General features: G+C 68.6%; 22 protein-coding genes. 6 read left to right on the plus strand and 16 right to left on the minus strand.

The window, feature by feature from the left end; all coding sequences use genetic code 11:
- Positions 1–18: 18 nt before the first annotated feature.
- Positions 19–2265, minus strand: coding sequence for an ATP-binding protein (locus Bsp3421_RS04235; protein WP_273997093.1), 2247 nt, complete (start codon positions 2263–2265; stop codon positions 19–21).
- 156 nt (positions 2266–2421) lie between these two features.
- On the minus strand, positions 2422–3795 hold the full coding sequence (locus Bsp3421_RS04240) for a sigma-54-dependent transcriptional regulator (RefSeq protein WP_273997094.1): 1374 nt from the start codon (positions 3793–3795) through the stop codon (positions 2422–2424).
- Between the two features lie 335 nt (positions 3796–4130).
- Between Bsp3421_RS04240 and Bsp3421_RS04245 the strand changes: the two genes are divergently transcribed.
- On the plus strand, positions 4131–5099 hold the full coding sequence (locus Bsp3421_RS04245; RefSeq protein ID WP_273997095.1) for a sigma-54 interaction domain-containing protein: 969 nt from the start codon (positions 4131–4133) through the stop codon (positions 5097–5099).
- A gap of 752 nt (positions 5100–5851) precedes the next feature.
- On the opposite strand, the gene Bsp3421_RS04250 is transcribed toward Bsp3421_RS04245, so the two are convergent.
- Complete coding sequence (locus tag Bsp3421_RS04250; protein WP_273997096.1) at positions 5852–6097, minus strand: hypothetical protein; 246 nt, start codon at positions 6095–6097, stop codon at positions 5852–5854.
- Between the two features lie 55 nt (positions 6098–6152).
- The gene (locus Bsp3421_RS04255; protein WP_273997097.1) at positions 6153–6365 is read right to left on the minus strand and encodes a hypothetical protein; all 213 of its coding nucleotides are present in this window, start codon (positions 6363–6365) and stop codon (positions 6153–6155) included.
- Between the two features lie 285 nt (positions 6366–6650).
- On the opposite strand from Bsp3421_RS04255, the gene Bsp3421_RS04260 reads away from it, so the two are divergent.
- Positions 6651–7115 carry a GNAT family N-acetyltransferase gene (locus tag Bsp3421_RS04260; RefSeq protein ID WP_273997098.1) on the plus strand — a complete coding sequence of 155 codons (465 nt, stop codon included), beginning with the start codon at positions 6651–6653 and terminating at the stop codon, positions 7113–7115.
- Positions 7116–7152: 37 nt separating this feature from the next.
- On the opposite strand, the gene Bsp3421_RS04265 is transcribed toward Bsp3421_RS04260, so the two are convergent.
- A complete protein-coding gene (locus Bsp3421_RS04265; RefSeq protein ID WP_273997099.1) occupies positions 7153–8046 on the minus strand; it encodes a DMT family transporter in 894 nt (297 codons plus the stop codon).
- Between the two features lie 63 nt (positions 8047–8109).
- Between Bsp3421_RS04265 and Bsp3421_RS04270 the strand changes: the two genes are divergently transcribed.
- From Bsp3421_RS04270 to Bsp3421_RS04280, 3 genes are all read left to right on the plus strand, one after another.
- Complete coding sequence (locus Bsp3421_RS04270; RefSeq protein WP_273997100.1) at positions 8110–9000, plus strand: LysR substrate-binding domain-containing protein; 891 nt, start codon at positions 8110–8112, stop codon at positions 8998–9000.
- Positions 9001–9192: 192 nt separating this feature from the next.
- Positions 9193–9477, plus strand: a complete 285-nt coding sequence (locus Bsp3421_RS04275; protein ID WP_273997101.1) for a helix-turn-helix domain-containing protein — start codon at positions 9193–9195, stop codon at positions 9475–9477.
- Positions 9467–10771: a HipA domain-containing protein gene (locus Bsp3421_RS04280; protein WP_273997102.1), complete on the plus strand. Its 1305-nt coding sequence runs from the start codon at positions 9467–9469 to the stop codon at positions 10769–10771. Before Bsp3421_RS04275 ends, Bsp3421_RS04280 begins: the two co-directional genes overlap by 11 nt.
- A 27-nt stretch (positions 10772–10798) precedes the next feature.
- Here Bsp3421_RS04280 and Bsp3421_RS04285 read toward each other — a convergent pair whose 3' ends face one another.
- From Bsp3421_RS04285 to kdpF, 6 genes are all read right to left on the minus strand, one after another.
- On the minus strand, positions 10799–11533 hold the full coding sequence (locus tag Bsp3421_RS04285; protein WP_273997103.1) for a response regulator: 735 nt from the start codon (positions 11531–11533) through the stop codon (positions 10799–10801).
- Positions 11530–13170 (minus strand): DUF4118 domain-containing protein, encoded by a 1641-nt coding sequence (locus Bsp3421_RS04290; RefSeq protein ID WP_273997104.1) that lies wholly within the window; start codon positions 13168–13170, stop codon positions 11530–11532. Before Bsp3421_RS04290 ends, Bsp3421_RS04285 begins: the two co-directional genes overlap by 4 nt.
- Before the next feature lie 36 nt (positions 13171–13206).
- The gene (gene kdpB, locus Bsp3421_RS04295; RefSeq protein WP_443111467.1) at positions 13207–15291 is read right to left on the minus strand and encodes a potassium-transporting ATPase subunit KdpB; all 2085 of its coding nucleotides are present in this window, start codon (positions 15289–15291) and stop codon (positions 13207–13209) included.
- Positions 15292–15314: 23 nt separating this feature from the next.
- Positions 15315–16013 (minus strand): potassium-transporting ATPase subunit KdpC, encoded by a 699-nt coding sequence (kdpC, locus tag Bsp3421_RS04300; protein ID WP_273997105.1) that lies wholly within the window; start codon positions 16011–16013, stop codon positions 15315–15317.
- A gap of 10 nt (positions 16014–16023) precedes the next feature.
- Entirely contained in the window at positions 16024–17727 is a 1704-nt protein-coding gene (gene kdpA, locus Bsp3421_RS04305) for a potassium-transporting ATPase subunit KdpA (RefSeq protein ID WP_273997106.1), read from the minus strand.
- Positions 17728–17864: 137 nt separating this feature from the next.
- Entirely contained in the window at positions 17865–17945 is an 81-nt protein-coding gene (gene kdpF / locus Bsp3421_RS34240) for a K(+)-transporting ATPase subunit F (RefSeq protein ID WP_443111487.1), read from the minus strand.
- Positions 17946–18732: 787 nt separating this feature from the next.
- Here kdpF and Bsp3421_RS04310 point away from each other — a divergent pair.
- The gene (locus Bsp3421_RS04310; RefSeq protein ID WP_273997107.1) at positions 18733–19860 is read left to right on the plus strand and encodes a porin; all 1128 of its coding nucleotides are present in this window, start codon (positions 18733–18735) and stop codon (positions 19858–19860) included.
- Between the two features lie 193 nt (positions 19861–20053).
- On the opposite strand, the gene Bsp3421_RS04315 is transcribed toward Bsp3421_RS04310, so the two are convergent.
- The 5 genes from Bsp3421_RS04315 to Bsp3421_RS04335 all read right to left on the minus strand — a co-directional run bounded on the left by Bsp3421_RS04315 (position 20054) and on the right by Bsp3421_RS04335 (position 25229).
- Entirely contained in the window at positions 20054–20953 is a 900-nt protein-coding gene (locus Bsp3421_RS04315) for a LysR family transcriptional regulator (protein ID WP_273997108.1), read from the minus strand.
- 396 nt (positions 20954–21349) lie between these two features.
- Positions 21350–22594, minus strand: a complete 1245-nt coding sequence (locus Bsp3421_RS04320; protein ID WP_273997109.1) for an acyl-CoA dehydrogenase family protein — start codon at positions 22592–22594, stop codon at positions 21350–21352.
- Between the two features lie 24 nt (positions 22595–22618).
- Entirely contained in the window at positions 22619–23377 is a 759-nt protein-coding gene (locus Bsp3421_RS04325; protein WP_273997110.1) for an SDR family NAD(P)-dependent oxidoreductase, read from the minus strand.
- A 7-nt stretch (positions 23378–23384) separates the two neighbouring features.
- Positions 23385–24149: an SDR family oxidoreductase gene (locus Bsp3421_RS04330; protein ID WP_273997111.1), complete on the minus strand. Its 765-nt coding sequence runs from the start codon at positions 24147–24149 to the stop codon at positions 23385–23387.
- A gap of 48 nt (positions 24150–24197) precedes the next feature.
- Complete coding sequence (locus Bsp3421_RS04335) at positions 24198–25229, minus strand: phosphotransferase (protein WP_273997112.1); 1032 nt, start codon at positions 25227–25229, stop codon at positions 24198–24200.
- Positions 25230–25247 lie beyond the last annotated feature (18 nt).

Below are 25247 nucleotides of genomic sequence, written 5' to 3' on the forward strand. Positions count from 1 at the left end.
ATGCGCACCGCGCGCGCGTCAGTCGCGCACGATCACGCGCGCCAGCATCCGCAGATCGACCGGCTTGCGCAGGTAGCCATCGAATCCCGCCTCGCGGGCGCGCCGCTCGTCCGCCTGCCCGGCGTGCGCGGTGACGGCGAGGATGCGCGGCCCGCCCGCGCCGCGCCGGCGCAGCGCTTCGAGCAGCCAGAACCCATCGCCGTCCGGCATCGCGAGATCCGACAGCACCACGGTCGGCCGCGCGCGTTCGGCCTGCGCGAGCGCTTCGCGCCCCGACGCCGCGACGGAGACCTCCGCGCCGAGCGTGGTCAGCGCCGCCGCGAGACTCGCGCGGGTGGTCGGATCGTCGTCGACGAGCAGCACGCGCTGCGCGACGAGCGGCGTCGGTTCGTCGCGCGAAGCTTGTCCGGCCGCGCCGAGCGGCGGCTGCCAGCCGACCGGCAGCGCGACCGTGAAGATCGCGCCGAGATTGCGGCCCGCGCTGCGGACCGACACCTTGCCGCCGTGCAGCTCGACGATGTGGCGCACGATCGACAGGCCGAGCCCCAGGCCGCGCCGCGGCGACGCCGGCGCCTCGTCCGCGCGCCGGAACGCCTCGAACACGTGCGGCACGAACTCCGGCGCGATGCCGGACCCGGTATCGGCCACCGACAGCGTGACGCGCGCACCGGCCTGCACGAGGCCGACCGTCACCCGGCCGCCCGTCGGCGTGAACTTGAACGCATTCGACAGCAGGTTCGACAGCATCTGCCGCAGCCGCTCGCCGTCGCCCGACACGACGCAGGTGTCCACCGCGCACTCCGTCGCGAGCACGATGCCTTCGTTCAACGCGGCCGTGCGAAACGACTCGACGACGTCGGCGACGATCCGCACGAGGTCGATCGGCACTGCATCGAGCCGCAGCTTGCCGGTCGCGAGCGACGACGCGTCGAGGATGTCCGCGACCATGCGCGTGAGCGAGCGCGCCGAGCGATCGATCGCATCGATCGCCTGTTGCTGCAAGGCGAGGTCGCCGGTATGGCGAAGCACCTCGACCCAGCCATAGATCACGTTGAGCGGCGTGCGCAGTTCGTGCGAGACGGTCGCGAGCAATTCGTCCTTGAGCCGGTTCGACGTATCCGCCTGCCGGCGCGCGTCGCGCGCGCCGCGCAGCGAACGGTGCGCGCGACGATCACGACGTCGGCGCTCGCCCGATTCGCGGACCGTCAGCGACAGCGCCACCGCGCCGCCTGCGCGCGGCGGCACGACGCCGGCCGCGAGCGTCGCGCGAAAGCGCGCGCCGTCGCGCCGCACGCACAGCACGTCGACCGGTCCGTCGTCGTCGCCCGCGGCGTCGGGCCGCGCCGGCAGCGGATGACGCAGGCGCCAGCGCGCAGCGATCAAGCCGCCTGCGTCGAGCCCCACGGCTTCGTGCTCGTCATAACCGAACAGGCGCTGCGCGGCGCGATTCCAGCTGACGACGCGATAGTGCGCGTCGATCCCGACGATCGCATCCGGCGCGGCATCGACCACCGCGTCGCGCAACGCCGCCGCGGCGGCGTCCTGCAGCATCAGCACCGCGCCGCGAATCGCGCCGGCGGCGTCGCGCATCGGCGCGGCCGTCTCGACGATCGCCGCGTTCGTCTCGCTGCGGTTCTGCCGCAGCCAGCGCCGCGTCGACGCGACCTCGGTCAATCCGGACAGCACGCGCTCGAACGCCTGCGCGGCCGCCTCCCGTCCTTCGGCATCGCGCGCGCCCAGCAGATCGCGCACCGGCCGCCCGGTCAGATCGCGCGGCGCGCCGCCCAGCAATGCGGCCGCCTCGTCGTTGACGAACACGGCGCGGCCGCGCGCATCGCTCGCCAGCACGCCGCACGGCAGCGCGCCCAACACCGTTTCGTAGCGACGGCGCAGCAGCGCGTCGCGATGGCCGCGCCAGCGCTGCGCCACGCTCGCGCCGCGCAACGAAGACGCCATCGCGCTGACCACCACGCCCGTCAGCACGAAGGCGGCCAGCGTGACGAGCCGCGCCGGCAGCGGCGCCGTATAGACCGACGGATCGGAAAGAAACAGCAGCCAGATCAGGCCGGCGCTCGCCAGCGTGGCGGCGACGCCGAACCCGAACGATGCGAGCCACGCGATCGCGGCGAGCAGCGGGTAGTACAGCAGCAGCGGCAGGTCCACGCCGCCGAGCCGGATCGCCAGCGCCTGCAGCACGGTCGCGATCGCCACCAGCATGACGGCGATGCCCGATTGCCCCGCGCGGGCGCGCATCAGATTGACCATCGCCTTCACTCCCGCCGCACCACGCGCCCGGGCCGGCCCGGGCCGGCGCGGCCGCCTTCGGGCGCGCGCCGCCGCGCCGCGCCCGGCAGCCGCGCGCGCGGATCCGGCGGCGCCGGCGGCAAGCCGGCGCGCCGGGCAAACGAAGCGCCATGCGTCTCAGTCATTCGGTTTGTCGTCTCCGTCGGCCATCTGCGCGAGCCGGTTGTAGATCGTCTTGAGGCTGACGTCGAGCACCTCCGCGGCCTGCGCCTTCACGCCGCCGCACTTCGCGAGCGTACCGAGGATGATGCGCCGGTCGACCTCCTCCAGCGTCGTGCCGAACGATACCGTCACGCGTTCGGCGTCGGCCTGGGCGTCGCCCGACACCGAGGCCTCCGTCATGATCGGTGGCGGCAGCGAAGCGATCACGTCGTCGTCGTTGAAGATGCTCGCGCGCTGCACGAGGTTGCGCAGCTCGCGCACGTTGCCGGGCCATGCATAGGTTCTCAGCGCATCGAGCGCGGCCGGCGCGAACCGCATCGCGCGGCCGCTGTCCTCGTTGAGCCTCTGCAGGAAGGCCTGCGCGAGCATCGGGATGTCGTCGCCGCGCGCGCGCAAGGGCGGCAGCGCGATCGGAAACACGTTGATCCGGTGATACAGGTCGGCGCGCAGCTTGCCGGCCTCCATTGCAGCCTCGGGATCGCGGTTGGTCGCGGCGACGATCCGCACATCGACGTCGATCTCGCGTGCGGAGCCAAGCCGCGTCACGCGGCCGGTCTCGAGTACGCGCAGCAGCTTCACCTGCGACTCGACGGGCATCTCGGTCACCTCGTCGAGGAACAGCGTGCCGCCGTCCGCCCGCTCGAAGAAACCCTTGTGCTGGCGCTCCGCGCCCGTGAAGCTGCCGCGGTCGTGGCCGAACATCTCGCTCTCGACCAGGTTCGCCGCGATCGCGCCGCAATTGATCGCGAGGAACGGCCCGCGCCGACGCAGGCTCAGGTCGTGGATGGTCTGCGCGACCAGCTCCTTGCCGGTGCCCGACTCGCCCGTCAGCAACACCGACGCCTCGGTCACGGCCACTCGGCCGATCGCGTCGTACATCGCCTGCATCGGCGGCGCGCTGCCGAGCATGCGGCCGAAGCGCCCGAGGCGCTTGAGTTCGGAGCGCAGCGCGGCGATCTCCGCATGCAGCACGCTGGTTCTCGGCACGCGCGCGAAGATGCTGTTCAGGCGCTGCATGTTCAGCGGCTTCACCAGGTAATCGGTCGCGCCGTGGCGCAGCGCGTCGATCGCCGTCTCCAGGCTCGCATGGCCGGTGGTCAGCACCATCTCGCAATGCGCGCCGGCCGGCAGCTCGTCGAACAGGTCCATGCCGTTTCCATCCGGCAACACGAGATCGCACAACACCAGATCGGGTGTATGCACAACCATTCTGGCCCGCGCTTCCTCGAGCGTGGCCGCCGTATCGCACGTGAGCTGCTGGGCTTGCGCGAGCGCCGCGAGCATCGCGCGCGTATCGGCATCATCCTCGACGATCAGTACGTAGGGCATGGTGGCTCCTTCATGGATCGCATCATTCGCAGGCACCGCGACGCGAGATGACACGACGCGAATCCGGTCGGCAACATTGACCTGTCCGCCATCCAATCAGTAAAAACGAAACGCACGCCATGAGGCGGCGACGTCATCACTATAGGAACCGTGCACCGGCCGAAACGTTCGATCGAATATTCCTATCCGACCGTGTGCGGTGCATTGCGAGATTTAATTCATTTGAAGAACGAATCCGCTACGCTTGTCAGTACTGAGCAATCATCAAGCATCCCCCTTCTTGCGCGGACACTGCGGCGCATGCCACCCGCGGCCTCCCGCACAGCGAGCGATCCATGTCGAAACAGATCAACGACAGCCGGCGGCTGTTGGGCAATTCGTATTCGATGCAAACGTTGATGGGCAAACTGGAAAAGATATCGGCCACCCGCGCCAGTGTCCTGATCGTCGGCGAAAGCGGCGTCGGCAAGGATCTTGCCGCGCGGCTCGTGCACGACCTGAGCCCGCGTCGCGACGCACCGTTCGTGCCGGTCAACTGCGGCGCGATTCCGCCCGAACTCGCCGAGTCGCAGCTGTTCGGCCACGAGAAAGGCAGCTTCACGGGCGCCGTCGCGCAACACATCGGCTTTTTCGAGGCCGCGCGCGGCGGCACGATCTTCCTCGATGAAATCGCGGAGATGCCGCGCGCATTGCAGGTCAAGCTGCTGCGCGCGCTCGAAGCGAACGCGATCACGCGCGTCGGCGGCACCGCGGCGATTCCGCTCGACGTGCGCATCGTCGCCGCGACCCATCACGATCCCGGCGAGTCGGTCCGCGACGGCCGGCTGCGCGAGGACCTGTTCTATCGCATCGCCGTGTTCGCGCTGCGCATCCCGGCGCTGCGCCAGCGCGAGGACGACATCGAGCACATCGCGCGCGATTTCGTCGACGGGTTGAACGCGCGTCACCACACGCGCAAGCGGCTGTCGCCGCAGGCGCTGAAAAGCCTGCGCGGCTATCCGTGGCCGGGCAACGTCCGCGAGTTGCGCAACACCATCGAGCGGGCCTACATCCTCGCGAACGAGCAGATCGAGGTCATGCCGCCCCCGCGCCTGCCGCCGCGCATCGAGATCCGCAAGAACGCGATGATCCTGCCGATCGGCGCGACGCTCGCGCATGTCCAGCAGCGCTTCATCGCCGCGTCGCTGAATCATTTCGACGGCAACAAGCAGCGCACCGCGAAGGCGCTCGGGATCAGCCTCAAGACGCTGTACAACCGGCTCGCGCTGATGCGGGAGCCGGGGGACAGCGAGCCGGGGGCTTGATGCGCTGATGCTTCGGCGATTTGATGCCGTGCGCGTTGGAGGTGCGGCAGCGGCAGCAGAATATGCACGAGCCACCGGGTGCGAGACGCGGACCGCTCTCGACCGATGCGAAATGACACGCAGCGGATGGTTTTTACACGCGCGACGATTCGTCATCCGGATCCCCTCATGCGTTGCGCGATGGATCCGCTTGACGCGCAAACCACGCATCGTCGGCCGCGAGCGCGTGTTCGCGGGTCGCTCTCGATCGATGCGAAATGACACACCGTGGATGGTTTTTACACGCGCGACGATTCGTCATCCGGATCCTCTCATGCGTTGCGCGATGGATCCGCTTGACGCGCCAACCACGCATCGTCGGCCGCGAGCGCGTGTTCGCGGACCGCTCTCGATCGATGCGAAATGACACACCGTGGATAGTTTTTACACGCGCGACGATTCGTCATCCGGATCCCCTCATACGTTGCGCGACGGATCCGCGTGACGCGCAAACCACGCGTCGCCGTCCGCCCGCGCATGTTCGCGTTGACCACGCCGCCGACCGGCACTGCGCGCTCGGCGGACGCAGTGTCTCGCGAGCACGACCTTCGGGAGGCGTGCCGGCGAACGCCGCGCGCCCGCCAACTCTCGCGTTCGCCGAGCGTTACCCGGTCCGGAAGCAGGCCCAGGCCCTCCCGCGCGATGCGCCACGGCCGGCCGGCTTGCCGTCAGGGTTCAAGATGCGGCCCCTTGCCCCGCGCCGCCCGATCGATTCACCCGCCACTCGCACCCGCGTCGCTCGAAGCGGCAGGCGCGCTCGCGCCGCCGGGCAAGCTCGCCGCCGCGCCGTTGTCCGCGGGCGCGGCCGCCGACCCCGGGGCCATCGCGGCCGGCCCCTGCGCCGAACTCGATTCGCTGTTCTCGTCCCGCTTCGAACAACCCGTCGCCAGCGCGACACCCGCCGCCATCGCGGTGATCAGAAGCGCCCGCCATGCGGGCTGGAAAGCGTCCTTACACATAGCACCTCCGAAGTTGTCTGCCGACATGGCGCCAGCAAGCGGCGTGCCGCATCGCTCACATCCGATCGTCGGCATCCCGCACCCCGCGCACGCAGCGCAGCAGCGACAGCCCATCGCGCGTCAGCACGGGCGCCGGCGCACCACTGCCGCGTTCGACGGAGACGAGCCGCCGTTCGAGCAGCACGCGGACCTCGTCGCGATCGTTGGAAATCTCGGCCGGCGCCTGGTGAATCAGGATAAGCGCGGCCACTTCATGCGGACTCAACATGGCTCCTCCTTGATCGTCGGGTGGAACGCCTGACGCGAAGTCCGGCGCATCGTAGTCTTGATACGAGCAAACCTCGTGCCGCGCGGGTTCGATGAACCCGCCCCTGCGCCATGAGGACACGTCGTACCATGTATGACGCGTCGCGCGCCGACGCCACCTGCCACGCTGCCGAACCCGCGACGCTCCGCGCGCAGCTTATCCACGCCGCCGACACGCACACGCGTCGCACGGCGCACTCGCAGCGTGGCGCGCGCGCCCGCCACGCCCGACCGGAAAGGAGACCTCATGTCCGCCACGTTCACCGTACGCGCAGCCCGTCCGACGGACGCGGAGACGCTCACGGCGCTCGCGCGCCTGTCGAAGGCGCACTGGGGCTATCCGGACGCGTGGCTCGATCTGTGGCAAGCCGACCTGACGATCTCGCCGGACACGATCGAACACGCGCTCGCCTACGTCGCCGAGCGCGACGGCTTCATCATCGGCTTCTGGGTGAGGACCGTGCGCGATACCGATCAATTGACGCCCGGATGGCTGTTCGTGCATCCGGACCACATGGGCCAGGGCGTGGCCCGCGCGTTATGGGCGGCGCTGCGCGAAGGCGCGGCGGCTCAGGGCATCGGCAGTTTCGTGATCGAGGCTGATCCGCACGCCGTGCCGTTCTATCTTTCGCTAGGCGCGGAGCCGATCGGCGAGCGCGAATCGACGCGTATTCCCGGGCGCCGCGTGCCGATCCTGCGCCTCCCGGTGTAACCCGGACGCGACACACGCCGCTCGCGCCGCCCCCGCTTCACACCCGTCCGCGCACGGCGACGCACACCACGCCCGCCATCACCATCAGGCCGCCCACGAGCGTCGCGAGCCCGGGCCGCTCGCCCGTCAGCACGATCGACAGGCTGGTCGCGATGGCCGGCACGAGGTACAGGAAGTTCGCGGCGCGCGCCGCGCCGAAATGGCCGAGCGCGAAGGTCCAGGTCGCGTAGCCGATCGCCGCCGGAAACACGCCGAGCATCAGCGCGGCGGCCACCGTCGAGGCACTCGCCGTCGCGGCCGATGCCAGCGCGCCCGGCAACCACGGCGACAGCCACACCGCGCCGGCGAGCAACGTATAGCCGGCGCACGGCAGCGCGCCATACACCGGGATCAGCGGTTTTTGCAGCACGAAATAGACGGCGCTGCACAGCGCGGCGGCCAGGATCAGGCTTGCGCCCGCGCCGAGCACGAGCCCGCCCGGCTGGCCCACGGCGATCACGGCCACGCCGCCGAGGCTGAACAGCGAGCCGGCCCAGCCCCGGCGATTGAAGCGTTCGCCCAGGAACACCGTGGCGAGCAGCGCGGTGAAGATCGGCAGGGTCGAGGCGATGAAACTCGCCGCGCCGGCGCTGACGGTCTTTTCGCCGGTATTCAGCAACGCGTTGTACAGCGCGATGCCGATCGCGCCGCACAGCAGGAAGCGCAGCGCGTCGCGCGCGCTCGGCAGGCGCGGCCGCCGGGCCGCGAGCCACACGACGATCAGCACGGCGGCCGTCGCGAAGCGCAGCGCCGCGAGCTGCAGCGGCGACAGGCCCTGCAGGCCGATGCGGATGAAGGGAAAGGCGCTGGCCCACGAGATCACCGTGACGGCGACGGCAAGTGCGGGAATCAACGGCGCGGACGGGGAACGGGACGAGATCGAGGTATTCATGCGGCCATCATCGCAGTGCGCGAGATGTTAAGCTAGCGCGCAAATCGCCAGTGAGATGTGATCATGAAGCACAGCTTGGCGGCACGTCCGCCGCTCGCGAACCTCGAAACGGTTTGCATCGTCGCCCATGAAGGCTCGCTCAGCGCGGCCGCCGAGGCGGCCGGCCTCACGCACAGCGCGATCAGCCGGCGCGTCGCCTCGATCGAGAACTGGCTCGGTTTCCCGCTGTTCGAGCGGCACGGCCGCGGGGTGCGGCTGACGCCCGACGGCCAGCGCTTCGTCGCGCGGCTCGAACAGGCCTTCGCGATCATCGACCGCGCCGCCGACCAATGGCGCGCGCAGCGCGGCGCCGAGGTCGTGCGCCTGAGCGTGCTGCCGTCGTTCGCGAAGCTGTGGCTGCTCGCGCGGCTGGCCGGGCTGGAGCAGGGCGAACCGCGCCTGCGGATCCAGTTGCAGATCGAGACGCGCAACGTGGACGTCGACGCCGGCGAGGCGGATCTGGCGATCCGCTACGGGCAAGGCGCGTGGCCGGGCATACACGCCGAGCCGTTCCTGGAGGAGACGCTGTACCCGGTGGCCAGCCGCGAACTGGCGCAGCGTCTGGCCGGCGCGACGGACGCGGACCTGCTCGCGCACCCGCTGCTGCACGACTCCGATCTGTCGGGCTGGCGCGCGTGGTTCGCGCCGTGCGGCATCCAGCTCAAGCAGCGGCAGCAGGACCGCCGCTTCGAGGACTACACCGTCGTGCTCGCCGCCGCCGAAGCCGGGCTCGGCATCGCGCTCGCGCGCACCCCGCTCGCCGAGGCCCATCTGCGGCGCAGCGGGCTCGTGCGGCTCAGCCCGCGCGCGGTCGTCAGCCCGCTGCAGTATTACTTCGTGAGTTCGCGCAAGGAGATGCCGCCGCAGGTGCGGGTGCTGATGGCGCGGATGGTCGAGGCGGCGCGCGAGGGTTGAGCGCGTGGCAGGAAAAGTGCTTCCTGCTTGGCGGTCAAGCCATTTTTCAAGCGTCATCCCGTATACGATCAGGTACGGAAAAGGAAAATTTAATTCCGATCGATTGCTTTCGTTTCCGATCGAATACGAAGCATCTTTCCAGTCATCGAATATGCGATACTGTTCCCGATCGGATACGAAGCGAGGTGGGCAATGCCAGACAACGCACCCGTCAACTCAACGTGGGATCTTGGAAACCTGATTCGCGCGGTCAGGCTCGAGCAGGACATGACCCGGGATGAATTGGCAAGCGCCACGGGACTCTCGCCAAAGTTCATCAGCCAGGTCGAAGCGGGCAAACCGACCGCACAGATCGGCAAGGTCATCTTCCTGCTGAACGAACTCGGCATTCGTCTTTTCTCACAGTCTTCCGTGGCAATCGCCAACGAGACTGTGATCAAGGCTTCGCAACGTCGCAGGAGCAGCCGTGGCAGCTAGAACACTGATTGCTTATGCCAACGGTCTGCGCATGGGCTCACTCACTGACGAGAACGGCATCTGGTCCTTCACCTACGATGCACAGTGGCTCGATTTCGAGAACGCCTATGCCCTCTCGCCCACCTTCACGCTGCGCCCGGAACCCTTCGTCGATCGTTCAAGTGATCGCCCCGTGCAATGGTTCTTCGACAATCTGCTTCCGGAACGAGGCATGCGCACTGCGATTGCACGCGATGCGCGGCTCGATTACGCAGACGCATGGGGTTTGCTCGCTTACTTCGGTCGTGAATCGGCCGGCGCGCTGACGCTGTTGCCGGAAGGCGAACAAGAAGCAAATGGCGGGATGAGACCACTTACTCTCGAAGACCTCGAGCGGCGCATCCAGGCAATGCCTGAGCGTCCGCTAAGCGTGACCGCCCCCAAGCGCATGTCGGCAGCCGGTGCGCAGCAAAAGCTGCTGCTGATTCTCGACGGCGCAGCGCCGAACTACGCGCTCTTCGAGCCGGAAGGCAGCGAGCCATCCATGCATCTGCTCAAACCCGATATGCGAGCCGCCGGCTACCCGCACTCGGCGATCAACGAGTTCTTCTGCATGAAGCTCGCGAAGCGAATGGGGCTCGACGTTCCCGAGGTTCATTTTCTTCGTGCGCCATCGGCGTGCTACATCATCGATCGATTCGATCGGGACACGACGCAGACGCCGCCAACACGATTACATACGATCGATGCGATGCAACTGCTCAACTACGACAGCGAAATCAAGTACGAGAGAACGAACGCCGAACAGATCGGTCGCGCAATCGAAAAGACCAGCACACGCGCGCTGACACGTCTGTCGATTTTCCGGTGGACCGTCTTCAACGTTCTGGTCGGCAATGGCGATGCGCATTTGAAGAACCTATCGTTCTTCGTGAACACACGCGGGTATCGCCTCACCCCCTTCTACGATATCGTCAGTACCGTGGTGTATCACTCACCGACCTATCGGCCCGACCCCCCTCATGACCATTGGCCGCATTGCGAACTCACTATGCCGCTCGGTCATGCAATGCGGTTCTCCGAGATCGACATGGCTGCGATCGTCGCTTTCGGCAATACCCTGGGTCTTAAATCCAAGGCCGCAGAAATCGAACTACGACGCTTCCTCGACCCGCTCGACCGCATGCTCAATGCAACCCGCGATGAAGTTTGGGATATCGCACAACCCGATGCGGGAGAAGCCCGTCTGCTGAATTCCATCATCACGATGCCGATCGGAGAAATGAGTCGCGCATTGCTGCTCACGCGCGCTTGATCGCCATCGCCATGAATGCCACTCACCTCACTCTCCCACCACGCAGCAACCTCTCCCCGCCACCGCCTCCAACCCGACCAGCCGATACCCGAACTGCAGCTCGGTGAGCAGATGCCGGGGCCGCGTCGGCGCCGCCTCAAGCTTCTGCCGCAGGTTCGTCATGTACACCCGGACGTAATGCACGCGTTCCGCGTCATGAACGCCCCACACCTCGGCCAGCAGCTGCCGCGCGGCGATCACCCCGCCCTGCCCGCGAATCAGCGCGGCGAGCAGGCGGAATTCGAGCCGCGTCAGATGCACCGGCTCGCCGCCCCGCGTCACCGCATGCCTGCCCAGATCGACCACCACCTCCCCGAACCGCACGACCGACGACGACTGTCCGTCGCTCGACACGCTCGCCGCCCGCCGCAGCTGCGCCCGTGCGCGCGCGAGCAGCTCGGGCACGCCGAACGGCTTCGCCAGATAGTCGTCCGCGCCCGCGTCGAGCGCGGCGACCTTCTCCACTTCCTGCTGCCGCGCCGACAGCACGATCACGGGCACCGCCGACCAGTCGCGCAACTCGCGGATGAAAGTCTTGCCGTCGTCGTCGGGCAGGCCGAGATCGACGATCACGAGATCGGGCTTGCTGCTCGCCGCATACAGGCGCGCCTCGCGCGCCGTCGACGCCTCGCAGGTGTCGAGCCCCTCCTGTTCCAGCGCCATCCTGACGAAGCGCCGGATGTCCGCCTCGTCCTCGACGAGGAGCACGCGCGATTTGATCATGTCCGGCTCTCCGCTTCGACGGCGGGTGGCGTGCCCAGCGGCAGGCGGATCTCGAAACGCGCGCCGTGCGGTTCGAGCGGCAGCGCGCGGATCGACCCGCCATGCGCGGCCACGATGCTCCTGCACAGCGCGAGGCCGAGCCCCACGCCGGAAATCGACGACTCCCGCCGGCCGCGCTCGAACGGTTCGAACAGCCGCTCCGCGTCGCGCGCCGCGAAGCCGGGCCCGTCGTCCTCGACGCACAGCACGATGGTCTCGTCGGCCACCCGCGCGCGCACCGCGACCGACGCGTCCGCGCCCGCATACTTGGCGGCGTTGTCGAACAGATTCATCAGCACGCGTTCGATCAGCAGCGCGTCGACGTCGATCAGCGGCAGGTCGGCCGGCAGATCCGCCTTCACGTCGCGCCCGGCCAGCACGCCGGCCCCTTGCGCGAGCGCGCTGCCGACGATCTCGTCGAGCATGTGCCACTCGCGGTTCAGCCGCACGCCCTCGCTTTGCATGCGCGCGAGGTCGAGCAGGTTCACGACCAGCCCGTGCAGCGCCTCGGCCTGGTTGCGGATGCCGCGCGCGAGCCCCGACGCCTGCCCCCGCGCCAGTCGCTCCGGCCATTCGAGCGTCTCCGCCAGCCCGCGGATCGCGGTCAGCGGCGTCTTCAGGTCATGCGACACCGCGGCCAGCAGTGCATGGCGCAGCCGCTCGCCTTCCATCTTGACGAGCGTCTGCTGCGCGACGCCCACGTAGTGCACGCGCTCCAGCGCCATCGCGATCGACGAGCACAGCGCATCGAGCAGGCGCCGGTCGTCGGGAGCCATCGGGATCGGCTGCGCATCGGCGAGCAACGCGAGCACGCCGCGCACGCGCATCGGCGCTTGCAACGGCAGGTACAACGCGACCGAGCGCTCGAACGCGGGCATGCCGCGCCCTGCGCCGCGCGCGTGGTCGTAGACCCAGCGCGCCGCCGCCGGATCGACGAACCACGCCTCGCGCGGCGGCGTCAGCCGGTCGTCGGCGTCGGGCAGCACCAGCGCGACGTGCACGCCGAGCAGCGGCGCGATGGTGCCGGTGCACACCGCCGCGATCTGCTCGATCTCGATCGCCCCCGTCAGGTCATGCGCGACGCGCGCCAGCGCCGCCGAACGCATCTCGTTGGCCCGCGCGGCGCGCGCCTCGGCGCGCAGGCGCGCCGCGAGCTGGCCGATCGCGAGCGCCACCGCGAGCATCAGCGCGAAGGTGAACACGTATTGCGTGTCGGACACCGCGAACGACAGGCGCGGCTCGACGAAGAAGAAATCGAAGCAGGCGACGCAGACCAGCGCGGCCCACGCGCCCGCCAGGCGGCCGAGCCGCAACGCGATCAGCACGACCGTCATCAGGAACAGCATCACGACGTTCGACAGGTCGAACACGCGCAGCAGCGCGCTCGCCGCGATCGTCGCGACCGCGCACACGAGCGTGGCCCACAACAGCGGCAGCGCATGCCGCGACAGCCATGCATGGGTGCGCGGGCGCACGTAGCGCGCGGGCCAGACCTCGGGGCCCGCGCCCGCGATCCGGTCCGCCAGGCCCGCACACGCGCGCAGGGCGGCGCGCAGGCGGCTGTCCTCGTGGCCGGCGCGCGCGCGCCGGTCCTCCATGCAACGGCGTTCACGTTCATACGCGGTTCCGGACGGTCAGACGAACGGCGTCAGCAGCATATCGATGAGCTTGATGCCGATGAAGGGCGCGATGATACCGCCCACGCCGTAGATCAACAGATTGCGCCACAGCAGCTTCTCGGCCGGCTCGGCCCGGTACTTCACCCCCTTCAGCGCGAGCGGGATCAGCGCGACGATGATCAGCGCGTTGAAGATCACCGCCGCCAGGATCGCCGACGTCGGGCTGTGCAGCCCCATCACGTTCAGCGCGCCGAGCGCCGGATAAGTCGCCACGAACGCGGCCGGGATGATCGCGAAGTACTTCGCGAGATCGTTGGCCACGCTGAAGGTCGTGAGCGCGCCGCGCGTCATGATCATCTGCTTGCCGACCTCGACGACCTGCATCAGCTTGGTCGGATTGCTGTCCAGGTCGACCATGTTGGCCGCCTCCTTGGCCGCCTGCGTGCCGCTGTGCATCGCCACGGCCACGTCGGCCTGGGCCAGCGCCGGGGCGTCGTTGGTGCCGTCGCCCGTCATCGCGACCAGATGGCCCTTCGCCTGATGCTCGCGGATGAGCCGCAGCTTGTCCTCGGGCGTCGCTTCCGCGAGGAAGTCGTCGACCCCGGCCTCGGCCGCGATCGCCGCGGCGGTCAGGCGGTTGTCGCCCGTGATCATCACGGTCTTCACGCCCACCTTGCGCAATTCCGCGAAGCGCGCGGCGATCCCGTGCTTGACGATGTCCTTGAGCTCGATCGCGCCGAGCACCTTGGCGCCGTCGGCCACCACGAGCGGCGTGCCGCCGCGCCGCGCGATGTCGTTGACGGTCGTCTCGACCTCATGCGGGAAACCGATGCCGAACGCGCCCACATGCGCGCGGATCGCCGACGCCGCGCCCTTGCGCACCTGGCGCGCGCCGACATCGAGCCCGCTCATGCGCGTGCGCGCGCTGAACGGCACCGTCACCGCGCCGTCGATCGCCGTCGCCTGCAGCGCGAAACGCTGCTTCGCGAGCGCGACGATCGAGCGCCCCTCGGGCGTCCCGTCGGCCAGCGACGACAGCAGCGCGGCCTCGGCCAGCGTGCGCTCGGTCACGCCGGGCGCGGGCTTGAAATGCACGGCCTCGCGGTTGCCGAGCGTGATCGTGCCGGTCTTGTCGAGCAGCAGCACGTCGACGTCGCCCGCCGCCTCGATCGCGCGGCCCGAGGTCGCGAGCACGTTCGCGCGCATCATGCGGCTCATCCCCGCGATGCCGATCGCCGACAGCAGCGCGCCGATCGTGGTCGGGATCAGGCACACCAGCAGCGCGATCAGCACGGTCAGGCTCACCGTCGCGCCCGAGGCGTTCAGGAGCGCGCTGAAGCGCGAGAACGGCAGCAGCGTCACGCAGACCAGCAGGAAGATGATCGTCAGCGCCACCAGCAGGATCGACAGCGCGATCTCGTTCGGCGTCTTGCCGCGCTTCGCGCCCTCGACCATCGCGATCATGCGGTCGAGGAACGCCTCGCCGGGGTTCGCGGTGATCTTCACGATGATCCAGTCGGACAGCACGCGCGTGCCGCCCGTGACCGACGAGAAATCGCCGCCCGACTCGCGGATCACCGGCGCGGATTCGCCCGTGATCGCCGATTCGTCGACCGACGCGACGCCGTCGATCACGTCGCCGTCGGCCGGGATCGTGTCGCCGGCCTCGACCAGCACCACGCTGCCGGCGGCCAGCTCGTCGCTCGGCACGCGGTGGCTGGTGCTGTCGTAGCGCTTCGGCTCGTCGAGCACCTTGGCGTACACGCGCTTGCGCGTCGCGCGCAGTGCTTCCGCCTGCGCCTTGCCGCGCCCTTCGGCCAGCGCCTCCGCCGCGTTGGCGAACAGCACCGTGAACCACAGCCAGCAGGCCACGGCGAAGATGAAGCCGGCCGGCGCGTCGCCGTTGCCCGCGAGCGCCTGCAGCCACAGCACCGTGGTGACGATGCTGCCGAGATAGACGACGAACATCACGGGGTTCTTCAACTGCACGCGCGGCGCGAGTTTCCGGAACGCCTCGCGCAGGATCGCGCTCCGGCGCATGGGCGGCAGCGCGCTGATCGGCGCGGCCGCCGGATTGATCGAGGTTTCGATATGGGACATGAATGGACTCCGGTTACCTTCTCTTACCGTGCGCCGGCCGGTTTGCCGAACGCGCGGTCGAGCGCGAGGTTCAGTTCGAGCACGCGCACGCGCGGCTCGCCGAGCACCCCGAGCTGACGCGGCAGGACGAGGCGCGCGACGAGCGCCGCCACCTGTCCGTCGGCCACGCCGCGCGCGCGGGCCACCCGCGCCGCCTGCAGCCGCGCATTCGCGACCGAGATCTCGGGATCGAGCCCGGACGCCGATGCCGTCACGGCATCCGCCGGCACCGGCGTACCGGCCGCGAGCCCGTTCTGCCGGCGGTAGTCGCGCACGCGCCCGGCGACGTCGCCGAGCAGCTTCTTGCTGATCGCCCCCTGGTTGCTCGCGCCGCTGCCGGCCGCGTTGTAGGGCTGGTCGACCGTCTTCGAGGCATCGGCCGGATCCGTGCCGACCGTGGCGCTCGGGCGCGGATGGAAATACCCGGCGCGCGCGAACGACTGCCCGATCACCGCCGAGCCGACCGTCAGGCCGTCGCGGGCGACGAGGCTGCCGCGCGCCTGCGCGGGAAACAGCACGTTCGCGACGCCGGTGGTGAGCAGCGGATAGCCGAGCCCGGTGACGAGCATGAACAGCACCGACGCGGCGAGCACCGGCCGGACGAGGCCGCGCGTCGCGGCCATCAACGACGAACCGGATGCCGGCGCGGCGACGGCCGCCGTGTGGCGATTGCTATGAGCCATGATGAATTCCTCAGAACAGTTGGCCGCTCGTCATCAGCAGATGCTCGACGATCGGACCGAGCGCAAGCGCGGGCAGGAACGTAAGACCGCCGACGACCAGGATCACGAACACCAGCAGCCCGGCGAACAGGCCCGTCGAGGTCGACAGCGTGCCGGCGCTCTCCGGGATGCTTTTCTTCGCGGCCAGGCACCCCGCGACGCCGAGCATCGGCAGCAGCGTCAGGTAGCGGCCGATCAGCATCGCGAGCCCGATCGTCGTGTTGAAGAACGGCGTGTTCGCGTTCAGGCCCGCGAAGGCGGAGCCGTTGTTGGCGGTGCCCGACGTGTACGCGTACAGCACCTCGCTGAAGCCGTGCGGGCCGAGGTTCGCGAGGCTGTCCACGGTCGCGGGCACGAGCGCGGCCAGCGCGGTGAAGCCGAGGATGCTGAACGGATGCGCGAGCACCGCGAGCATCACGAGCTTCATCTCGCGCGCCTCGATCTTCTTGCCGAGGAACTCGGGCGTGCGCCCGATCATCATGCCGACGAGGAACACCGTCAGGATCGCGAACGTGAACAGGTTGATCAAGCCGACGCCGTCGCCGCCGAACACGTTGTTCAGCATCATCTGCACGATCGGCACGAGGCCGCCCAACGGCGTCAGCGAGTCATGCATCGCGTCGACCGAGCCGGTGGTCGCCGCGGTCGTGACGGTCGCGAACAGGCTCGTCTGCGCGATGCCGAAGCGCATCTCCTTGCCTTCCATGTTGCCGCCCGGCTGGGTCGCGCTCAGCTGCTGGTCGACGCCCACGCCGGCGAGCAGCGGATTGCCGTGCTGCTCGGCCTGATAGATCAGCGCGAGGAAGCCGACGAACATCACGAGGAACGCGCCCAACAGTACCCAGCCCTGACGCCGGCGCGCGATCATGCTGCCGAGCGCGTAGGTGAGCGCCGACGGGATCAGCAGCATGCACAGCATATGCAGCGTGTTGGTGAGCGGCGTCGGATTCTCGAACGGATGCGCGGCGTTCATGCTGAAGAAGCCGCCGCCGTTGGTGCCGATGTGCTTGATCGATTCGAGGCTCGCGACGGGCCCCATCACGATCTGCTGGCGCGCGCCTTCCAGCGTGGTCGCCCACGCGTCGGCGGCCAGCGTCTGCGGCATGCCCTGCCAGACGTACACGAGCGCCATCGCGAAGCTGAGCGGCAGCAGGATGCGGTAGGTGACGCGCGTGAAATCGACCCAGTAGTTGCCGATATCGGCCGCGCTCTTGCGGCTCAGGCCGCGAATGAAACCGCCCGCGGCCGCCACGCCGGTCGCGGCGCTGACCACCATCAGGAACGTGATGACGGCCATCTGCGAGAAGTTGGACAGGCTGCTCTCGCCCGCGTAGGCCTGCCAGTTCGTGTTCGTGATGAACGACGCGGCCGTGTTGAACGCGAGGTCGGGGCTCTGCGACGCGCGCCCCAGCGCATCGAACGGCAGCAGGTCCTGGACGCGCAGCAGCAGGTAGCCGAGCAGCATCATGCCCGCGTTGCTGAGCAGCAGCACCATGCCGTAGCGCTGCCACGGCATCGCCTCGTCGGGATCGACGCCGAGCAGCGCGTAGGTCCGTCGTTCCACCCACGCATGGCGCGGGCTCGTGAATGCATGCGCCAGCCACTTCCCGACCACGGGCACGAGGGCCAGCATGATCGCGAGGACGATCGCGAATTGAATCAGATTATTGAACATGTCGACGCTCGCTCAGATCCTGCCAAGGCCGGTGGTGAAACCGGCCGTCAACGAGAAGAACGCCAGCGTGACCAGCACGAAAAGCAGATCGCTCATGAAATTCACCGATAGTTTCGAATGCCTGTTGAATCGCCGGATCAATACCGCTCGGGCTTGATCAACGCATGGAACAAATAGATAAAGAGCCCGATTGATAGTGCTCCCGCAATCCACAACATCGCTTTCCCCTTGTTATCGCGTTCGCGCGGTGGAGCCGCGCCGTATCGGGCGTTCAGGTTCGCGCCGCCGTCTCGGCGACGCGCGTGAACGCCGCCCCTCGCTCGTCGGGAGGAGGGGATGCGTCAGTGTAGGAATGCGTGCATCAAAGCGGTGTTCAATTTCCTCGTGCGAGGTAAAAAAGCTGTAAAGACCACGGGCGCGATCGCGCCGCCGCCGAATGCGGATTCGCGCGGCGGGCCGGGGGCAGCGCGCGGAAGCGGTCGCGCTGCCGAATGGATGCGCGCGCATCGATAGTGGGAAGTTTGGCGGAAGGCGCGTGGGAAGCGGGCTACCGCCATCAAGCGCACCGCGAGCCGCCTTTATGCAATCTTTTCGAATAGCCGGCCAGTCTATACACCGTATCGTTGCGGCACTTTCTAGAATGGCCGCTATATTCAAACAAGATCTCCGCGGCGCGGGGCACGGTGCGACCGGGGATGCATGAACTCGATCCAGGCAGAATCCGCTTCACTCAGGCATGGCGTCGCTCATCCGCACCCCATCGCCACCGGCCGTCGACAGAACGCGGCGCACCACCTGCGCATGCGTTGCGCACGCCGTCGGGGCTCGATCCCGCCGCTCATACCGGGTGCGTCATGCGACACGTGACGCCCTGACCGCCCGCTCACCCATCCGACACGCGCATTCGCCGCGAACGCCCCGCTCCCGAACGGACCGGCCGCGTCCGGCTGCGCGCGTCATGCATCGTTTTCCCCGTCGCGACGGGTATTTCCAGGAAGTCAAACCATGAAGAAAGCAGTCGTCGGTACCCTCTCCCTCGCCGTGTTCAGCGTCACCGCGCATGCGCAAAGCAGCGTCACGCTGTACGGCATGCTGGACGCGGGCATCGCCTATACCAACAACCAGTCCGGCAAGAGCGCGTGGCAACAGGGCAGCGGGCTGCTGTCGAACACGGTGTTCGGCCTGAGCGGCGCGGAAGATCTCGGCGGCGGCCTGCATGCGCTGTTCCGCCTCGAAAGCGGCTTCAACCTGAACAACGGCACGCAGGCATACAAGGACTCGATGTTCGGCCGGCGCGCCTACGTCGGCCTGCAAAGCGACCGCTACGGCACGCTGACGCTCGGCCGCCAGTACGACGCCGTGGTCGACTACCTCGGCCCGCTCGCGATGGCGAACAACGGCGACGGCAACAACCTCGCCTCGCATCCGTTCGACAACGACAACATCGACGACTCGTTTTACATCAACAACGCGCTCAAATACACGAGCCCGACGCTCGCGGGCTGGCAGTTCGGCGGCCTCTACGGGCTCAGCAACGCGGCCGGCGGCTTCTCGAACAACCGCGCGTACAGCCTCGGCGCATCGTATGCGAGCGGGCCGGTCAATCTCGGCGCGGCCTATCTGCAGCTCAATCGCGGCGGCCTGACGAACGGCGGCGCGCTCTCGGCCAACGACGCGCCGAATTTCCCGGCCGCGCGCCAGCGCGTGTTCGGCGTGGGCGGCAGCTATGCGTTCGACAGCCTGACGATCGGCGCGCTGTGGACGCACACGATGTTCGACGACACGGCCGCGTCGTCGCTGTCCGGTGCGTTGAACTCGCTGCGCTTCGACAACTACGAAGTCAACGCGCGCTATGCGCTGACCTCGGCGGTGTCGTTCTCGGGCGCTTATACGTTCACCAACGGCCGCTACGACGACGCAGGCGGCGGCCATCGTCCGAAGTGGCATCAAGTCACGCTGATGGCCGACTATGCGCTGAGCAAGCGCACCGACGTCTATGCCGAGACGGTCTATCAGCACCAGTTCGGCGTGCCCTCGGGCGCGCCGCTCGGCTTCGCGAGCATCACGGGGCTGGGCGCGTCGTCCACCAACACGCAGGTGGCGGCGACCGTCGGCATCCGGCATCGCTTCTGAGCCTCGGCGCGGGGCGGGGAGGGGCGGCGTCGATGTGTCGATGTGTCGATGTGTGTCGGTGTATCGGTGTGTCGCCGTGTCGCCGTGCGCCGTGCGCCGTGTCGGCGTGTCGGCGTGTCGGCGTGTCGGCGTGTCGGCGTGTCGGCGTGTCGGCGTGTCGGCGTGTCGGTACGCCGCCGCTCCCGCGCAAGACTCAGGGCCCCGCCTCGCGCAACAGCCGGATCAACTGCTCGCGCAGCCACTGGTTGGCCTGGTCCCGATCGGCGCTGCGATGCCAGTAGCACCGGTATTCGAGGGCGGGCACCTCGAACGGCAGTTCGAGGATCCGCCCCGGATAGCGGCGCAGCAGCCTGACCGGCGCGGTCAGCGCGAGATCGCTGCGCATCGCGACGAGCGGCGCGGCCATGTAGTGCTGGACGCGCATCTGGATATTGCGGCGCAGCCCGAGCCGCGCGAGTTCCGCATCGACATGGCCGCTGCCCGTGCGCCGGCTCGACACATGGATGTGGCCCATCGCGAGATAGTCGTCGAGCGACAGCACCGGCCCCGCGAACGGATGATCGAGCCGCACCATGCACGCATAGCGATCGCGCTCCGCCGACGCCTGGTGCAGATAGGGATCGTCGATCAGCGGCGCATCGATGGCGAGATCGACGGAGCCGTTGGCCAATGCGGTGGCCAGCTCGCGGCGATCGGTGTGATAGCTGTGCACGTGCATGCCGGGTGCGTGCCGTTGCAGCAGCTCGCCGAGCGCCGGCAGCACCAGCGCTTCGCTGAGATCGCTCATGCTCAGCCGGAACACGCGCGCGGACGAGGCGGGATCGAACACGTCGCCTTCGTGCACGCTGGAATCGAGCAGCTGCAAGGCCTCGCGCACGCGGCCGACGATGTTCTCCGCCATCGGCGTCGGCTTCATGCCGGCCGGCGTGCTCACGAACAGCGGATCGTTCAGCGCCTTGCGCATCCGCGCGAGCGCATTGCTGACGGCCGGCTGGGTGATATTCAGCACCTCGGCCGCGCGCGTCAGGTTGCGTTTGTCGTAGATCGCCTCGAAGACGACAAACAGGTTCAGGTCCAGCTTCGATAAACGCATCACGGCGCCTCCTCGCCGGCATCTTACGGGGTTCGCGGTTCGGGCGTCCATGCTGCCGCCGGCCGGCCCGCGCAACTGGCGCAACTGGCGCAACTGGCGCAACTGGCGCAACTGGCGTGGTGGGCGTGGTGGGCGTGGTGGGCGTGGTGGGCGTGGTGAGCGTGGTGAGCGTGGTGAGCGTGGTGAGCGTGGTGAGCGTGGTGAGCGCGGTGAGCGCGGTCGGCGCAATCGGCGCAATCGGCGCAGTCCGCGCGGTCCACACAGTGGGCGCAGTGGGCGCGGTCACCACAGTCACCGCGGACCGCGCAGTTGCCGCAGTCGACACGGTCAGCCCAATCAGCGCAGGACGCAGTCGCCGCAGCCGACGTCAGGCCCGGCCGCCCACGCGCCGCCCGCTCAAACCCGCGGCGGCACCGTCAGATACGCCGCCGTCGAGCCCGTCACGCCGCCCTTGATCTCCATCCGCGCGATCGCCTGCAGATGCACCTCGTCCGGGCCGTCCGCGTAGCGCAGCGCGCGCCCCCAGGTCCAGTGGTCGGCGAGCGGCGTGTCGGGGCTCACGCCCATCGCGCCGAACACCTGCATCGCGCGGTCGCAGACATTCGTATGCACGGTCGGCACCAGCGCCTTGATCATCGAGATCTCCTTGCGCGCCGCCTTCGCGCCGACCTTGTCGATCATCCACGCCGCCTTGAGCACGAGCAGGCGCGCCTGCTCGATCTCGATCCGCGAACGCGCGATCCACTCGCCGATGGTGCCGTGCCGGTTCAGCGCCCGGCCGAAGCTCTGGCGCGACTCGGCGCGGTCGATCATCATCTCCAGCGCGAGTTCCGCCGCGCCGATCGAGCGCATGCAGTGATGGATCCGGCCCGGCCCGAGGCGCGCCTGCGCCAGCGCGAAGCCGCTGCCTTCCTCGCCGAGCAGGTTGCGCGCCGGCACGCGCACGTTCTCGAAGGTGATCTCGCAATGCCCTTCGGGCGCGAAGTGGTTGAGCACCGTGATGTTGCGCACGACCGTCACGCCCGGCGTGTCGCGCGGCACGAGGATCATGCTCTGCTGCTGATGCGCGGCCGCATCCGGATCGGTCTTGCCCATCACGATGAGAATCCGGCAGTTCGGATGCGCGGCGTTCGTGATGAACCACTTGCGGCCGTTGATCACATAGTCGTCGCCGGCCCGCTCGATGCGCGTCGTGATGTTGGTCGCGTCCGACGACGCCACGTCCGGCTCCGTCATCGCGAACGCCGAGCGGATCTCGCCGCGCAGCAGCGGCTCCAGCCACGCCGCGCGCTGCTCCGGCGTCGCGAACATGTGCAGCAGCTCCATGTTGCCGGTGTCGGGCGCGCTGCAGTTGAACGCTTCCGACGCCCAACCGACCCGCCCCATGATCTCCGCGAGCGGCGCGTATTCGAGGTTCGTCAGGCGCGTGCCGGGCTCGTCGTCCTTCAGGTGCGGCAGGAACAGGTTCCAGAGCCCTTCCTCCCGCGCGCGCGCCTTGAGGTCTTCCATGAACGACACCGGATACCGGCCGGCATGGACTTCCTCGTGCCATTGGCGGATGCGCGGCACGATCCGCTCGTCCAGAAAGCCGCGCACGCGGCGGCGATAGTCTTCCACTTTCGGGGTGTAGCCAAAATCCATGATGATTGCCTCGCTTCCGTTCGTTCAGAAGGCGGATACGCCACCGTCGACGGCGATGGCTTGTCCGGTCAGATAGGAGTTTTCCCGCGCGCACAGCATCAGCATCGTGGCGACCACTTCCGCCGGCCGGCCCAGGCGTTTCATCGGCGAACCCTGCGCCAGGAAGTCCTGCTTGTCGGCCATGTCGCTGTCGGTCAGCATCGGCGTCGCGCTGTAGAACGGGCAGATCGCATTCACGCGGACCCCTCGCCGCGCGTATTCGACGGCCGCCGTTTTCGTGAGCCCGACCACCGCATGCTTCGACGCCGCGTAGGCCGCCAGCTTCGGCGCGCCGCCGAGGCCCGCCATCGACGCGACGTTCAGGATCACGCCGCCGCCCTGGGCGAGCATCTGGCGGATCTGATGCTTCATCCCGAAGAACACGCCCTTCGTGTTGACCGCGAAGCTCAGGTCGAGGTCGGCCTCGTCGGTGTCGATGAACGCCTTCATCGGCGCGACGATGCCCGCGTTGTTGACGCCGATGTCGAGCCGCCCGAAGCGCGCGACCGCCGCGCCCACGAGCGTCGCGACATCGGCGTCCGAGCGCACGTCGCAGCGCTGCGCGACCAGCGCCGCGCCGGCCGCGCGCAACGGCGCGGCGACGCGCGCCAGCGCCTCGGCGTTCAGGTCGCCGAGCGCGAGCCGCGCGCCGCGCGCCGCGAGTTCGCCGGCCAGCAGCGCGCCGAAGCCGCTCGCCGCGCCGGTGACCATCGCCACCTGCCCCGCAAAGCTGTCGTTCGTCATGGCGCGCTCAGATCGTCAGGCCGCCGTCGACGACGATGCACTCGCCGTTCGTGTAGCTCGATGCATCCGACACGAGGTACAACACCGTGCCGGCCATCTCGCGCGGCTCCGCGTGGCGATGCAGCGGGATCTTTTCCTTCCAGGTCTCGTAGATCGCCGGATCGCTGAACAGCGCGCCCGCGAACTTGGTCTTGGTGAGGCCCGGCAGCAGCGCGTTCACGCGGATGCCGAGCGGCCCGCATTCCTTCGCGAACGCGCGCGTCATGTTCACGACCGCCGCCTTCGTGATCGAATAGATGCCCTGCCGGTCGCCCGGCTGCAGCGCGTTCACCGACGCGGTATTGACGATCACGCCGCCGCCCTGCGCGCGCATCATGCGGCCGGCCTCGACCGACATGAAGAAGTAGCCGCGGACGTTCACCTCGACGGTCTTGTCGTAGGCCGCGAGATCGGTGTCGAGGATGTGCCCGAAATACGGGTTCGCCGCTGCGTTGTTGACGAGGATGTCGAGCCGTCCGTGCCTCGCGCGGATCTGTTCGAACGCCGCGCCGATGTCTTCCATGCGGCCCACGTGACAGGCGAGCGCCTCCGCCCGGCCGCCCGCCGCGACGATCGCGTCCGCCACCGTGCGGCAGTCGTCAAGCCTGCGGCTCGACACGATCACGTGCGCGCCCTGCTCCGCCAGCAGCTTCGCGATTTCCTCGCCGATCCCCCGGCTCGCGCCCGTCACCAGCGCGATCTTGCCCGTCAGGTCGAACAGATTCGTTGCCATGTCCCTGCCTCCATCTCTCTATGCGCGGCGAGCGCCGCTTCGGGTTGCTCAGCGATGCGCGTCGATCACGCCCACGGCTTCCTCGGCCAGCCGCTGCGCCATGCCGCCGACGCGCAGCGCCGCCGTGCTCGATGCGTTGCCCTTCAGCGCGCGGGCCTTGACGCCCTGCGCGATCGCGGCGAGCCGGAAGAAGCTGAATGCGAGGTAGAAATGCCAGTCGCGGATCGGCTCGACTCCGCGCAGCGCGCTGTAGCGCGCGACGATCTCCGCTTCCTGCGGGATCCCGAGCGCGTCGCGATCCTGTCCGGCCAGCCCGGGTATATGTCCCTCGGACGGCAGCCGCAGGCACATGCAGAAATAGGCGAGATCGGCGAGCGGATTGCCGAGCGTCGACAGTTCCCAGTCGAGCACCGCCTTCACGCGGCAGCTGTCTTGCTCGAACATCAGGTTGTCGATGCGGAAATCGCCGTGCACGAGCGACGGCCGGCCCGCGTCCTCGGGGCAGGCCGTGGGCAGCCAGTCGATCAGCGTTTCCATCGGCGCCATCCGCTCCGTCTCGGCCGCGCGATACTGCTTCGTCCACACGCCGATCTGACGCTCGAAGTAATTGCCGGGGCGGCCGTAGTCCGACAGGCCGACCGCCTCGACGTCGACGTCGTGCAGCGCGACCATCGTGCGCAGCGCCGCGTCGTACACGGCCGCGCGGTCGGACCGCGAAAGCCCGGGCAGCGCGGCGTTCCAGAAGATGCGCCCGTCCTCGTAACTCATGACGTAGAACAGGCTGCCGATCACCTCGCGGTCCTCGCACAGGTGATACGGATGCGCGACCGGCACGGCCGTGTTCGACAGCGCGCTCAGGACGCGAAACTCCCGATCCACCGCGTGCGCGGATTTCAGCAGTTCGCCCGGCGGCTGCCGCCGAAGCACGTAGCGGCCGCTGCGCGCGGTCAGCAGGAAGGTCGGATTCGACTGGCCGCCCGCGAACTTCTCCGCGTCGACCGGCCCCTCGAAGCCGGGGAGGTGATGTTCCAGATAGCGCGTCAGCGTGGCGGCATCGAGTTGCTGCGGAGTGGGCGTCATCGTCGCGAGGATTCCGTG

It is taken from the genome of Burkholderia sp. FERM BP-3421, assembly GCF_028657905.1.
Classification (GTDB): Bacteria; Pseudomonadota; Gammaproteobacteria; order Burkholderiales; family Burkholderiaceae; genus Burkholderia.

Coding starts and splice junctions, on each gene's coding strand:
- Bsp3421_RS04235 (WP_273997093.1), bottom strand. CDS start 2,265: ATGGTCAATCTGATGCGCGCCCGCGCGGGGCAATCGGGCATCGCCGTC.
- Bsp3421_RS04240 (WP_273997094.1), bottom strand. CDS start 3,795: ATGCCCTACGTACTGATCGTCGAGGATGATGCCGATACGCGCGCGATG.
- Bsp3421_RS04245 (WP_273997095.1), top strand. CDS start 4,131: ATGTCGAAACAGATCAACGACAGCCGGCGGCTGTTGGGCAATTCGTAT.
- Bsp3421_RS04250 (WP_273997096.1), bottom strand. CDS start 6,097: ATGTGTAAGGACGCTTTCCAGCCCGCATGGCGGGCGCTTCTGATCACC.
- Bsp3421_RS04255 (WP_273997097.1), bottom strand. CDS start 6,365: ATGTTGAGTCCGCATGAAGTGGCCGCGCTTATCCTGATTCACCAGGCG.
- Bsp3421_RS04260 (WP_273997098.1), top strand. CDS start 6,651: ATGTCCGCCACGTTCACCGTACGCGCAGCCCGTCCGACGGACGCGGAG.
- Bsp3421_RS04265 (WP_273997099.1), bottom strand. CDS start 8,046: ATGAATACCTCGATCTCGTCCCGTTCCCCGTCCGCGCCGTTGATTCCC.
- Bsp3421_RS04270 (WP_273997100.1), top strand. CDS start 8,110: ATGAAGCACAGCTTGGCGGCACGTCCGCCGCTCGCGAACCTCGAAACG.
- Bsp3421_RS04275 (WP_273997101.1), top strand. CDS start 9,193: ATGCCAGACAACGCACCCGTCAACTCAACGTGGGATCTTGGAAACCTG.
- Bsp3421_RS04285 (WP_273997103.1), bottom strand. CDS start 11,533: ATGATCAAATCGCGCGTGCTCCTCGTCGAGGACGAGGCGGACATCCGG.
- Bsp3421_RS04290 (WP_273997104.1), bottom strand. CDS start 13,170: ATGGAGGACCGGCGCGCGCGCGCCGGCCACGAGGACAGCCGCCTGCGC.
- kdpB (WP_443111467.1), bottom strand. CDS start 15,291: ATGTCCCATATCGAAACCTCGATCAATCCGGCGGCCGCGCCGATCAGC.
- kdpC (WP_273997105.1), bottom strand. CDS start 16,013: ATGGCTCATAGCAATCGCCACACGGCGGCCGTCGCCGCGCCGGCATCC.
- kdpA (WP_273997106.1), bottom strand. CDS start 17,727: ATGTTCAATAATCTGATTCAATTCGCGATCGTCCTCGCGATCATGCTG.
- kdpF (WP_443111487.1), bottom strand. CDS start 17,945: ATGTTGTGGATTGCGGGAGCACTATCAATCGGGCTCTTTATCTATTTG.
- Bsp3421_RS04310 (WP_273997107.1), top strand. CDS start 18,733: ATGAAGAAAGCAGTCGTCGGTACCCTCTCCCTCGCCGTGTTCAGCGTC.
- Bsp3421_RS04315 (WP_273997108.1), bottom strand. CDS start 20,953: ATGCGTTTATCGAAGCTGGACCTGAACCTGTTTGTCGTCTTCGAGGCG.
- Bsp3421_RS04320 (WP_273997109.1), bottom strand. CDS start 22,594: ATGGATTTTGGCTACACCCCGAAAGTGGAAGACTATCGCCGCCGCGTG.
- Bsp3421_RS04325 (WP_273997110.1), bottom strand. CDS start 23,377: ATGACGAACGACAGCTTTGCGGGGCAGGTGGCGATGGTCACCGGCGCG.
- Bsp3421_RS04330 (WP_273997111.1), bottom strand. CDS start 24,149: ATGGCAACGAATCTGTTCGACCTGACGGGCAAGATCGCGCTGGTGACG.
- Bsp3421_RS04335 (WP_273997112.1), bottom strand. CDS start 25,229: ATGACGCCCACTCCGCAGCAACTCGATGCCGCCACGCTGACGCGCTAT.